9 protein-coding genes are annotated in these 13,058 nt (G+C 61.3%); all 9 read right to left on the bottom strand.

What is annotated here, in order from left to right:
- Positions 1–124: 124 nt before the first annotated feature.
- The 9 genes from AO064_RS01095 to praB (AO064_RS01055) all read right to left on the bottom strand — a co-directional run bounded on the left by AO064_RS01095 (position 125) and on the right by praB (AO064_RS01055) (position 12,997).
- On the bottom strand, positions 125–1,828 hold the full coding sequence (locus AO064_RS01095) for an AMP-binding protein (protein WP_064052151.1): 1,704 nt from the start codon (positions 1,826–1,828) through the stop codon (positions 125–127).
- Positions 1,829–1,859: 31 nt separating this feature from the next.
- Positions 1,860–3,158, bottom strand: coding sequence for an acetyl-CoA C-acetyltransferase (locus tag AO064_RS01090; protein WP_064052150.1), 1,299 nt, complete (start codon positions 3,156–3,158; stop codon positions 1,860–1,862).
- Positions 3,155–4,045 (bottom strand): MaoC/PaaZ C-terminal domain-containing protein, encoded by an 891-nt coding sequence (locus AO064_RS01085; protein ID WP_064052149.1) that lies wholly within the window; start codon positions 4,043–4,045, stop codon positions 3,155–3,157. The genes AO064_RS01090 and AO064_RS01085 overlap by 4 nt, the downstream gene beginning before the upstream one ends.
- A gap of 3 nt (positions 4,046–4,048) precedes the next feature.
- Positions 4,049–5,392, bottom strand: coding sequence for a 3-oxoacyl-ACP reductase (locus tag AO064_RS01080; protein ID WP_064052148.1), 1,344 nt, complete (start codon positions 5,390–5,392; stop codon positions 4,049–4,051).
- 110 nt (positions 5,393–5,502) lie between these two features.
- Positions 5,503–8,028: an acyl-CoA dehydrogenase gene (locus tag AO064_RS01075; RefSeq protein ID WP_064052147.1), complete on the bottom strand. Its 2,526-nt coding sequence runs from the start codon at positions 8,026–8,028 to the stop codon at positions 5,503–5,505.
- A 194-nt stretch (positions 8,029–8,222) separates the two neighbouring features.
- Positions 8,223–9,677 carry an outer membrane protein transport protein gene (locus AO064_RS01070; RefSeq protein WP_064052146.1) on the bottom strand — a complete coding sequence of 485 codons (1,455 nt, stop codon included), beginning with the start codon at positions 9,675–9,677 and terminating at the stop codon, positions 8,223–8,225.
- A gap of 122 nt (positions 9,678–9,799) precedes the next feature.
- Positions 9,800–10,294, bottom strand: a complete 495-nt coding sequence (gene praB, locus AO064_RS01065) for an alkane oxidation protein activator PraB (protein ID WP_064052145.1) — start codon at positions 10,292–10,294, stop codon at positions 9,800–9,802.
- A gap of 656 nt (positions 10,295–10,950) precedes the next feature.
- Complete coding sequence (locus AO064_RS01060) at positions 10,951–12,366, bottom strand: outer membrane protein transport protein (RefSeq protein ID WP_064052144.1); 1,416 nt, start codon at positions 12,364–12,366, stop codon at positions 10,951–10,953.
- Positions 12,367–12,493: 127 nt separating this feature from the next.
- The gene (gene praB / locus AO064_RS01055) at positions 12,494–12,997 is read right to left on the bottom strand and encodes an alkane oxidation protein activator PraB (protein WP_064052143.1); all 504 of its coding nucleotides are present in this window, start codon (positions 12,995–12,997) and stop codon (positions 12,494–12,496) included.
- Positions 12,998–13,058 lie beyond the last annotated feature (61 nt).

Genomic DNA, 13,058 nt, shown 5'->3' with positions numbered 1-13,058 from the left:
GTAAAGATCCCCTGTGGGAGGGGGCTTGCTCCCGATGGCGGCGTGTCAGCCAGTGTATTTCTAGCTGATGCACAGCCATCGGGGGCAAGCCCCCTCCCACATTTGGATCATCAACACGTTCGCGCTAGCGCAAGGCCCGACGCAGCACTTTGCCCACGGTGGTCTTGGGCAATTCGGTGGTGCGGAACTCCACATACTTCGGCATCTTGTAACCCGTCAGGTACTCCCGGCAATGCGCCAGGAGCTGCTCCTGGGTCAGGTTCGGGTCCTTGCGCACCACGATGATCTTGACCTTCTCCCCGGTCACGCCATCTTCCACCCCAATCGCCGCCACTTCCCCCACCCCAGGGTGTAACGCCACTACATCTTCGATTTCATTGGGGTACACGTTGAAGCCGGAGACCAGGATCATGTCCTTCTTACGATCCACCAGCCGGATGTAACCGCGCGCGTCCATCACGCCGATATCACCGGTCGACAGCCACCCCTCGGCATCCAGCACTTCGGCGGTGGCCTCCGGGCGTTTCCAGTAGCCCTGCATCACCTGCGGCCCGCGCACTTGCAGTTCGCCCGGCTCGCCGATCTCGGCCAGCGCGCCGTCTTCGCGCAGAAAGCGTACCCAGGTCGACGGTAATGGCACACCGATGCTGCCGGTGAACTCCATCTCGCGCATGCGTGCAATGTTGATCGGGCTGATGCTCACCACCGGCGAACACTCGGTCAGGCCGTAGCCCTCGATGATCGGCAGTCCGGTGACTTCCTTCCAGCGTTTGGCCACCGCCGTGTGGGTGGCCATGCCGCCCGCAATCACCATGCGCAGGTCGGAAAAGTCCCGCGCGCAAAACGCCTTGTTCTCCAGCAAACCGTTGAACAAGGTGTTGACCCCGGCAATGCCGTTGAAGCGCTCCTTGCGCAGGATCATCTGCACCCGCTTCACGTCCCTCGGGTTGGCGATGAGGATATTGCGCCCGCCCAGGCACATGAACATCAGGCAATTCACCGTCAGGGAAAAGATGTGATACAGCGGCAGCAAGGTGACGTTGGTTTCCTGTTTGTCCTGGTCCAGTTGATCCCCCACCCAGGCCTTGGCTTGCAACAGGTTGGCGATGATATTGCGGTGGCTGAGCATCACGCCCTTGGCATCGCCGGTGGTGCCGCCGGTGTATTGCAGGAAGGCCAGGTCGTCGAGGTGCATCTCCACCGGGAAGTGGTTCAGCGCCCGCCCCTGTTTCAACACCTGGTTGAACCGCACCGAGCCACGCAGGTTGAACGCCGGCACCTGCTTTTGCACGCTGCGCAGGATGAAGTTCATCGCCGCGCCCTTGAAGGTGCCGAGCAAATCACCGATGGCGGCGATCACCACGCGTTTCACGCTACTGCCGGTAATGACTTTTTCCAGGGTATGCGCGAAGTTTTCGAAGATCACCACAGTTTCGGCGCCGCTGTCCTTGAGCAAATGCTTGAGCTCATGGGCGGTGTACAGCGGGTTGACGTTGACCACCACCGCGCCGGCCAGGATCGTGCCCAGCAGGCAGATCGGGTACTGCAAGCAGTTGGGCATCATCAGCGCGACGCGGTCGCCTTTCTTGACGCCCTGCCCTTGTAGCCAGGCGGCAAAGGCAATGCCTTGCACCTGCCAGTCGGCGTAGGTCATTTCGGTGCCGATGCTGACGTAGGCCACTCGCTCGCGAAACTTCTCCAGGTGTTCCAGGAACACCTCGCGCAGCGACGGGTAGTCTTCGATACCGGCATCGATATCCGCCGGGACGCCAGGCAGGTAAGCGTTCAACCAGATCCGTTCGGTGTGTTCCAGGCTTACAGCGTTCATGGCAGTCTCCTTGTTGTTGTTTTTGATAGAGCTACTTTTCGACGATGGCGGTAATGCCCAGCCCGCCCGCCGCGCAGATGGAAATCAGGCCGCGCCCGCCGCCGTTCTCATGGATGAGCTTGGCCAGCGCCGCCAATTGCCGGCCACCGGTGGCGGCGAACGGGTGACCACAGCCGAGGGAGCCGCCGTTGACGTTCATTTTGGCGCGGTCGATGGCACCCAGCGGCGCGTCCAAGCCTAGACGGTCGCGGCAATAGTCGGCGTCTTCCCAGGCCTTGAGCGTGCACAGCACTTGGGCGGCGAAGGCTTCGTGGATCTCGAAGAAATCAAAGTCGTTGAAGCTCAGACCTTCGCGCTTGAGCATGCGCGGCACCGCGTACGCCGGGGCCATCAGCAGGCCTTCGGTGCCGTCGACGAAATTCACGGCGGCGGTTTCGCCGGTACGCAGGTAGGCCAGCACCGGCCAACCGTGTTCGGCCGCCCATTCCTCGCTGGCCAGCAACACCACCGAGGCGCCATCGGTCAGCGGCGTGGAATTGCCCGCGGTGAGCGTGCCGTTTTGCCGGTCGTAGGCCGGGGACAGGCCGGCGAGCTTCTCCAGGCTGGCGTCGGCGCGCAGGTTGTTGTCCTTCGCCAGGCCACGATGGGGGCTGATCAGGTCATCGAAGAAACCGCGTTTATAGGCTGCATCCAGGCGCTGGTGGCTGGTGAGGGTCAATTCATCCTGGGCCAGGCGCTTGATCTGCCAGCGCTTGGCCATTTCTTCGCAGTGTTCGCCCATGGACAAGCCGGTGCGTGGCTCGCCATTGCGCGGCAGCAACGGCTTGAACAGCATCGACGGTCGGACCTTGAGCAGCGCCTTCAACTTGTCGCCCATGCCCTTGGCGCGGTTGGCCGCGAGCAAGGTGTGGCGCAGGGATTCGTTGATACCGATGGGCGCGTCGGAGGTGGTGTCGGCACCGCCGGCGATGCCGACCTCGATCTGGCCGAGGGCGATCTTGTTGGCCACCAACAAGGCCGCCTCCAGGCCGGTGCCGCAGGCTTGTTGCACGTCGTAGGCCGGCGTGTCCGGGGACAACGTGGTGGAGAGCAGCGACTCACGCGCCAGGTTGAAATCCCGCGAGTGCTTGATCACGGCCCCGGCGGCAAACTCACCCAGGCGTTGGCCGTGCAGGTTGTAGCGGTCGACCAGGCCCTGCAGGGCGGCGACCAGCAGGTCCTGGTTGCTGTCGTGGGCGTACACCGTGTTGGAACGGGCGAACGGGATACGGTTACCGCCGATGATCGCCACGCGGCGAACGGGGGCCGGGTTGAAGCTGTAGTCAGTCATTCCACGCTCTCTTTCCAGATGAACAGTCCACGCATATGGGGTTTGTCGCCGGCGAAATTGCGCACTTCGAATTCGCGGCGCGGGCCGGTCACAGGGTGACTCCACAGCGCAACCTGGCCAGGCAAGAAGATCGGCAGCTTGAAATCACAATGGGCCTCGGCCTGGTCCAACCCACCGGGCGGTTGCTGCGCGGCGAGTGCACGCCCCAGGGTCCACATGCCATGGGCGATGGCGCGGCGAAAGCCGAATATTTTTGCGCCGATCACAGACGTGTGAATCGGATTGAAATCCCCCGACACCTTGGCAAAACGCCGGCCCAGGTCGGCGGGTAGCACCCAGCGTTGGGTGCGCAACAGCCCCTCTTCCTGCAACGGCAGCCCGTCCTCCCACGGTTCGCCGACCGGGCCCTTGACGTCCCGGCGCAGGTACAGGCTGTCGCTTTCCCATACCAGTGTGTCGGCGCCGTAGGCACGGGTGGCGATGCTCAGCGCCTGGCCTTTGGGATGGGCGACCCAGCGCTCGCAGTACACCTCAAGCCGCAAGGCCTGGCCTGCATGCAGGCGCTGATGCTGACGAATGCGATTGGCCAGGTGCACCATGCCGCTGGCCGGGTACGGGAAGCTCGGTCGCGTCAGCAACATCAGGTGCAACGGGAACGCCAGCACGTGCGGGTAGGACAGCGGCACGCCCTGCTCGCGACGAAAACCACAGGCGCGGCCATACGCCTCAATGCCAGCGGCGGACAACTGCGCTGCCGAGCGCACGAGACGTTCCTTGGGTAGCACCGGCGCACCGTCGAGCGTGGGTTTGCGCAGGGCACGCACGCCATCCATCAGCAAGCGCGTACGGGATGGCGGCGGGTCGATGATCTGCGTTATGTAGTCCATGGCTCAGGCTCCCAGCAGGCTTTGGCCGCACACGCGTACGACCTGGCCGTTGACCCCGCCCGACGCGGGGTGCGCCAGCCAGGCGATGGTCTCGGCGACGTCGACGGGCTGCCCGCCCTGGGACATCGAGTTCATGCGCCGCCCCGCTTCGCGGATCATCAGCGGGATTTTCGCGGTCATCTGGGTCTCGATAAACCCGGGCGCCACCGCGTTCACCGTGACGTGCTGCGTCGCCGCTTGCGGTGCCAGGCCCTGCACCAGGCCGATCACACCGGCTTTGGAGGTGGCGTAATTGCTTTGCCCAAGGTTACCGGCGATGCCGGAAATCGACGACACACACACGATGCGCCCGCCGGGGTTCAAGCCCTGGCTGGCCAGCAACGCATGACTGAGCTGCAACGGCGCCTCTAAGTTCACGGCCAACACACTGCGCCAGGCGTCCTCGGTCATCTTCGCGATGGTTTTGTCCCGGGTGATCCCGGCGTTGTGCACCACCACATCGAAGGCGCCGTATTGGCTGACGTGGGCCTGCAACAGCGAGGCCGCGTCGGTGGCGGTAATGTCCAGCGGCAGCGCCGAACCGCCGACACTGTCCGCCGCCTGTTGCAGCGACGCCTGAGCCTGGGGCACGTCCACGCACACCACATGGGCGCCGTCCCGCGCCAACACCTGGGCAATCGCCAGGCCGATGCCACGGGAGGCGCCGGTGACCAGCGCGCGACGGCCGGCGAAGGGTTTGTCCCAATTGACGCTGACGTGGCCGTCCACCGGTTTTTCCAGGCGTATCACCTGCCCTGAGATATACGCCGAGCGACGCGACAGGAAGAACCGCAGGCTGCTGTCCAGCGCGTCTTCGGCGCCGGGTGCGACGTAGATCAACTGTACGGTGATCGCCCGACGCAGCTCCTTGGCCAGCGAACGCACCAAGCCTTCAAGGGCGCGCTGGGCGATGGCCTGGGGCAGGTCCTGGCACTGTTCCGGCGCGGTACCGAGCACCACCACGCGGCCGTGCTGGCCAATGCGCTTGGCGTTGGCGTGGAAGAACCCGTACAGCGCGTCCAGCTGCTGCAGATCCGCCACGGCGCTGGCGTCAAACACCGCGCCCTGCACCTTGACCGTGGACGGCGCCTTGAGCGTGGCCGGGGTGGCGGTGACCGTGTCGGTGGCCGCGAACACCCGCTGCACTTCGGCAACCAGGCGCCCTGCCCCGGCGACGATCACCGGGTTGGCCAGGCCGTGCTGGCCGCTGCGATGGCGTTGCAGCGGCAACGGTTGCGGCAAGCCGATGGCCTGCGCCAGGCGCCGGCCCCAGGGGGAATTGACGAAAGAAAGGTAACTGTCACTCATAGATAGATCCACTCACAACACATACTGGCCGTGTAAACCCGGTCTGTGTGGGAGGGGGCTTGCCCCCGATAGCGGTGGTTCAGCCCCCTCCCACATCGATTGGTTTTTTCCTAGTTGACCGAGGCGTTTTCGCTTTGGCTGTTGCGGCGTTTGGGGGCCGGTTCCAACGCGTGCTTGCGTTGCTGCAAGGCCTCCAGCAACCCGAAGTCCTGCGGGAAGTCGTCCACCTGGATACCGTGATCGGCGTATTCCACATAGCGCCCCAGCAGGGTGTCTTCTTCGTCGCTGATCAGGTCCAGCGCCCGCGCCTTGACGCGCCAGACGGTGAAGGCCGTGGCGGAAATCGGCATCGGTTCGATCAGGCCTTGTTTGACGGCGGACTTGAGACGGGTCTCGATCAACTCGACTTGCGGCAACAAACGGAAACCCAGTTCGCCGTAGGCCAGCTTGTCGATTTCCGGGCGTGGGACGTAGGAATTGGCCAGCAAACGGTCGCGGGTGTCGCCCGGTGTCTGCACCACATCGGCCACTTGGGCCAGCAGGCGGTCCGAGGGTTTGCGCAGCGGTATGCCGAACGGGAACGTCAACGCCCTGATGACCACGGCGGCGGCTTTCGACGGGTAGTTATCGAGCACTTCGGCCAGCGCTTCATGGGCGCGCAACAACGCGTCCTGAGCCGACCAGTGCACCAGCGGCAGATCCGCCTGAGGCCGGTCGTCATCCTCAAAGCGCTTGAGCACGCAGGACACGATGTACAGCTGCGACAGAATATCCCCCAGGCGCCCGGTGATACTTTCCTTACGCTTGAGGGCACCGCCGAGCACGCCCATGGAAATGTCCGAAATCAGCGCAAGCACGACCGACAGACGATTGACCTGGCGGTAGTAGGACGCCAGTGCCGGGTCAGTCTTGGCCGGCGCGGAAAGCAGCCGCCCGCCGGTCAGCGCATGCACCGCCGCGCGCACGGTGTTAGCCAGCACGAAACTCACATGGCCGAACATGGCCCGGTCGAAGTCTTCCAGGGCCTTGCGCCGGTCCGGGTTACGCGCCGCTTCCATCTCGCTGAACACATAGGGATGGCAGCGGATCAGCCCCTGGCCAAAGATGATCAGGCAGCGCGTCATGATGTTCGCGCCTTCCACGGTGATGGCGATGGGGCTTTGCTGGTAAGCGCGCGCGAGGAAGTTGTTCGGGCCCATGCAGATGCCCTTGCCGGCGACGATGTCCATGCCGTCATTGACGATCATCCGCGCGCGCTCGGTGACGTGGTACTTGGCAATGGCCGAGATCACCGAGGGTTTCTCACCGGCATCCAGGGACGCCACCGAGACTTTGCGCACCGCATCGCAGGCATACAGGTGCCCGGCCATGCGCGCCAGGGGCGCCTGCACGCCTTCGAACTTACCGATGGGCAAGCCGAACTGTTTGCGCATCGCCGCATAGGCCGTCGTGCCGCGCACCGCGACCTTGCCCAGGCCGACGTTGGAGGATGGCAGGGAAATCGCCCGGCCGGCCGCCAGGCATTCCATCAACATGCGCCAGCCGTTGCCGATTTGCTCACGGCCGCCGATCACCCACTCCAGCGGAATGAAGACATCCTTGCCGGTGGTAGGACCGTTCTGGAACACCGCATTCAACGGCCAATGCCGACGGCCGCTGTTGACGCCAGGGTGGGACGTCGGGATCAACGCACAGGTGATCCCCAGCGAGCCGGGCTGGCCGAGCAAACCGTCCGGGTCTTCGGCGCGGAACGCCAGGCCGAGCACCGTGGCAATCGGGCCCAGGGTGATGTAGCGCTTGTCCCAGGTCACACGGAAACCCAGCACTTCCTCGCCTTCATGCAGGCCTTTGCAGACGATGCCCAGGTCGGGGATCGCGCCGGCATCCGAGCCGGCATACGGGCTGGTCAGCGCAAAGCACGGGATGTCCTCACCCCGCGCCAGGCGCGGCAAGTAGTAATTGCGCTGGGCATCGGTGCCGTAATGCAAGAGCAATTCAGCCGGCCCCAGGGAATTGGGCACCATCACCGAAATCGCTGCCGCCGAGCAGCGCGTCGACAGCTTCATGATCACTTGCGAGTGCGCATAGTGAGAGAAACCTTTGCCGCCGTACTGCTTGGGAATGATCATGCCGAGGAACCCGGCATCCTTGGTGTACTGCCAGCCTTCGGGAGACATGTCCTGCCAGACCTGGGTGGTTTCCCAGTCGTTGGCGATGTCGCAAAGGGTTTCCACTTCGTTGTCGAGGAAGGCTTGCTCCTCCGCGCTCAGGCTGGCGGGAGCCGCCTGCAGCAGGCGCTGCCAATTGGGCTTGCCACTGAACAGCTCGGCGTCCCACCACACGGTGCCGGACTCAATGGCCGCGCGCTCGGTGTCAGACATGGCCGGCATGATCGTACGAAACAGGCCCAGGGCCCTGCCGGTCAGCACGCTGCGGCGCAGGGGTTTGATCGTCATCAGCAACGCGGGCAGCACCACCAGGATCGCCGCAACGGTGGTGCCGACACCCGCCACCACGTTGAACAGGTAACCCGCCGCCAGCCAGAGAAGGCCAGCGCCCAACCAGAGGGTGGCGAAAGCTTGTCGATACGCCAGGGCAATCGCGATTGCGACGCCCACCAATAACCAGATAACCATGGGGATACCTCTATTCGATTCAGGGTATGGCCTACGTGCAACAGGTCGGATGAACTGCGGCGTAACGCCACACTACAAAATTCGAAAACTATATTCAAATTTTGTTTTGAAATTATTATTTAATGCGCATCCAAAAAAAACGGCCGAACCGGCCGCTTGGTCAATCACGCCGAAAAGAGGTCTCCCCTGAAACCTCAGAACGCGTAGGTAGCCGAAAGGCTGACGACATCGCCGGACGAGGCAGCCTTGCCATCAAGGCTTGCAGCCCCCAGCCGATCGACGTTCTTGGTCTTCAACTTGACCTCTTGGACGAACTGGTGGGAATAGGCAGCATCCAGCGTCAATCCCTTGATGGCTTTGACCTCATACCCCGCTCCGAGCGACAAGAATGTGCGATCACCATCGGGGATCCGAGGGTCACGGGTCGAGTTGCGGGTCGGTGTCTGGTCAATCGCCACACCGGCACGCAAGGTCAGCTCATCGGTCGCACGCCAGTCTCCACCGACGGAGTACATCCAGGTGTTTTTGTAATGGTAGGGAATCGAGACAATCGTCATGTCGCCGGACTTGAGCGTCAGGTCTTCGAACGACGACCACTGCGTCCAAACCACACTCGCGCCCAGAGTGAATCGATCATTGAACCGGTGCACCCAGTCAACGCCCGCCGTGGCAGGAATATCCAACTGAGTGCTGGCGTGGGCACCGTCCGGAAACAGCTCAAGCCCCGGATACGCCGTGCCCACCAGCGTGCCGCTACCGCCAAACGGGCTGGGTTGTGTCAGGAGGTTGTAGGAAAACTGGTCAGCACGGATGGAGTACTTGCCGGTCATCTTGTTCTTGATCCTGGCGTGGTAGTTCAGGCCCAGCGTGTCTTTTTCCGTGGATTTCCAGACGACGCCGGTAAACCAGCCGGCCGAGATATTATCGACCTTGATGCGCATCAGGGCGCCACCGACGTCCGACGGGAACGTTGTACCGCCCAGTTCGGAATCGGACACCGCTGCCGCTGACAACAGGTCGACGTTCTGGCTGACAAAACCTTTACTGTGCTGAATGATCACGCCGCCACCGAGGGCGAACTGATCGTTGAGCTTGAACGACAAGGACCCCGTCAACCCCACGGTTTCAATTTTGGTATCCACGGCAAAGCCGCGCAGTTTGGAGTCTTCATCCCAGGTGGAACGCATGCCTTGGGGCACGACCTGGCTCAAACCGAAGGCGAATCGATCCCCCAGCGGCATCACCATAAACCCCGTGGGCAACCAGGCCGTGAATCCACCTTGTCCACCCTCATTGTTGTTGGCTGTGGTCGCCGAGCCGTCGGGAAAGCCGTCGCCGCCCAACGGCGTGCTGGAAATCGGATTGCCTGCATAATCAAAGGCGGCGCCTTTGTACTGGATCTTGACGCGTGCGTAGTCGATCGTGAATTGCGCAATGCTGCGGTCCACAAAGGCCATGGCCGCGGGGTTGTTGAACGCCGAACTCGGATCGTTCTTGAACAGCGAGCCGCCAGCGAACGCTCGCCCCCAACCGGGAGCCCCATACGTCGGCGTGGAAAAACCGCCAGCCTGCACAGGCACTGCGGTCGTCAGCCCGCCCATCAACGCCAGTCCCAGGAAAACCTGTAGCTGTCGTTTCTTATCATTCATACCCCACTCCTTACTGCTCTCTCACTCAACCGCCCGAGCCCTATCGTCGACAGGCGCCTCGTTGAGGCGCCCGTCTTTCAGCGGGCGATCAGCCCTTGGTTTCAGTCGCTATCCAGGAACAGTCAGGGAACAACGGTGAATGCCGGAGTAGGCTTGACGCTCAGGCTCACCACCGTGCAGTTGCCTGCCAGGGACTGATTGGAAGCCGTCAACACGCCACCGCTGTAGTTGGCGCTGATGGTGGAAGCGCCACAATTGGAGACGGGGTAGAGAATCGAACCGGCGATGGTGTACCCGACATTCGACACTGAGCCGACCGCGGCACCATTAGCCGTCAATGTCCAAGGCAGGCCAGTGATCTTGGGCAGGTCGCAAAGACCACCGCCGGTGATGGCAACGCCGGTGATTTTCGCGACACCGGAGGCGTCGACGTTACCGGTGAAGGTAGCCCCACAGTTAACGGGGGCCTGATAGGAGGACGGCGATTTCACCGAGATCGTGCCTGGCGCGGTGAAGTTGGTGTTGATGGGCGTGATGCTGTACGCATTGGCCATGGAAGCGGCACCCATGCAAACAACCAGGGCAGACAACGACACAAGAGATTTCAAGTTCATCATTGCTATTCCTTACATAGAAAGGCGAGTTATTCGCCAGGGGTAATGACCTAATTAAGAAGTCACGATAAGACAACGAAACTTCTCGACCAGATCAAATCATCAACTCAATTATTAAGCCCCAGTAAAACGGGATTTCTCGGACAACTTTGAATGAGGGTGCAATCGGCGGCGATGACCGTAAGGGCCATGGCAATAGGCGATCAGGCCGGACATACGCAATAGAACGTGCGTGGGCAATTTGCTGGGCAATTGCATAGTGAGTGTTCTTCCCTTGAAATTGTATTTGTTCGGGTAGAACAACTTTCTTGCAACTAAGCATGCGCCGGAATAGGAAAAATCTGAGCGATAAAAAACTATGTTACCGCCAAATTTTGTTACATAGGCAGGGAAAACGATATACCGCTGTATCGCGATATGAGGGGGCAATAAGGCGAGAGAGGTGGCACAGCGAGCGGTGATCAACACCGATGGGGTGACAAGCAGTACACGCCCAGCCGCAGGAGCGTTGAGCGTCGAGGTAGGCAGCGGCGGACTAGGCCGGGGCCAATGTAACCGGACGGGTCGCCAGGGCGACCCGTCGATGCAGTGAGCGCGTGAACCCGCAGAAAGAGGCGCTGACTAGCCGCTCACACGGGCATTGCGGGGTGTTGCGGGGATCAGAACTCGTAGGTGACCCCCAGGCTGACGACATCGCCGTAGGCATCGGCTTTCCCATCCAGCGTTGCACCGCCTAGACGGTCCTGGTTGTGCGTCTTCAACTTGGCCTTTTCCACAAACTGGTGAGAGTAGGACCCGTCGATACCCAGGCCTGGGATAGCCCGGATTTTGTAACCGAAGCCCAGGGACGTGAAGATGCGATCACCGTCCGGGATACGCGGGTCACGGGTGGAGTTACGGGTGGGTGTCTGGTCAGTGGCTACACCGGCGCGCAGGGTGAAGTCGTCGGTGAGTTTGTAGTCGCCACCCAGCGAGACCATCCAGGCATCTTTGTAGTTATAGGGAATCGCAACAATCGTCGAGCCCTCGGACTTCAGGGTCAGGCTCTTGAACGATGACCACTGGGTCCAGGTGACGCTCGCACCAAGGGTAAAACGATCAGTGAACTGGTGCACCCAATCGAAAGACGCATTGGCAGGCACATCCAGTTGCGTCGTGGCTTTACCCTGCATTTGAAGATTCAGGCCCGGGTACAAAATACCCGGCAATCCGCCTTCAATCAGGGCCTGCGACCCTGGGTCGGCGTAGATGTTGTATTTACCCTCAAGTTTATTCTTGATCTTGGCGTGGTAGTTCAAGCCCAGGGTGTCTTGTGGTGTGGGCTTCCAGGCCAGGCCGGCAAACCAGCCTACCGAGGTATTATCGACTTTGACTCGCATCAACGAATAACCAACCCCCGCCGGGAATGGGATCGAATTCGGAGCAAGTGCGGCAGCAGCATATAAGTCAACGTTCTGGCTGACGAAACCTTTGGTGTGCTGAACAATGGCACCACCGCCGATGGAAAATTCATCATTGACCTTGAATGACAGCGATCCTGTCAATCCGACGGTTTCGATACGTGTGTCAACCGCGAAGTCCCGCCCTTTCCAGTCCTGATCCCACGTCGTACGCGCGCCCATGGGCACGACCTGACTCAGGCCAAACGCGAAGCGGTCACCGATGGGCATGACCATAAACCCAGTCGGCAGCCAGGCGGTAAAACCACCCTGCCCGCCGTCACCCGTGCGGGGCACCGAGTTGAAAGCAAACGTATCCGGGTCGATGGTCGTTGTTGAAGTAGGGTTGCCCGTATAGTCTTTGGCAGTTCCCTTGTACTTGATATTGATGCGCGCATAGTCAACGTTGAACTGCGAGATATTGTGGTCAATGAACGCCATCGCCGCCGGGTTGTTATAGGCCGCTGAGGGGTCATTTTTAAACATGGAACCACCACCAAACGCACGTCCCCACCCTTCCGCCCCGAAAGTCGGAGTTGAGAACCCGCCAGCTTGCACGGTGCCTGTTGCAGCCAGGAGCCCCCCCATGATCGCCAGGCTCAACAACGTGCGCGCCGGTTGTTTCTTATTATTCATGATCCACTCCTTATTATTTTTATCCACCAGAGTCGGGCGTTCCTATCTGGCCTGCCGCAACAAGTGCCTCTTTCGAGGCACTTGCTTTTTTCAACGTGTGATCATCACGTCAAGCGCGTTACACCGCTTATGGAGAAACGGTAAAGGCAGGGTTTGGCACCGCGGTCAGCGCCGTGATCTTGCACGAGCCCACGGTCTGGGCGCTTGGCACGCTCAGGGTATTGGTGCTGTTGTTGAAGCCAACATTGATTGTCACGGGTGAAGCGCTGCAGTCAGACAGGATCTTGAATTTCACGCCCGAAACCGTGCCGGTAAAGGCAGTCGGGCCACCGCCGGTGACGGCGAGCGACCATGGCAGACCCTGCAACACCGGCACGGCGCAGAGCGAGTTGGAGCCACTGACAGTGGCGCCGGTGATGGATGCGCCAGAGCCGTTGGCTGCAACAGTCCCGGTAAAGACGATGCTGCAAGTGACCGGAAGGTTCAGGGAGGCAGGCGAGGTAACAGTAATCGAACCTGCCGTCGTGAATGCAGCACCGGCCGGTGCGATAGTGGCCGCATTGGCCATCGAAACGGCGCCGAAGCATAGGGCGAACGACGTTGCACAAACGAGGGTTTTCAAGCTTTTCATTGTTTTTCCTCACATGTTATGGCGAAGTCATTTCGCCAGGGGTAATGGCCATGAACGAGAG

This window comes from Pseudomonas marginalis (genome assembly GCF_001645105.1).
In the GTDB taxonomy this organism is placed as follows: Bacteria; Pseudomonadota; Gammaproteobacteria; order Pseudomonadales; family Pseudomonadaceae; genus Aquipseudomonas; species Aquipseudomonas petroselini.
The sequence above is the reverse complement of the archived record's forward strand: the minus strand, read 5'-3'. Positions and strand labels throughout refer to the sequence as shown.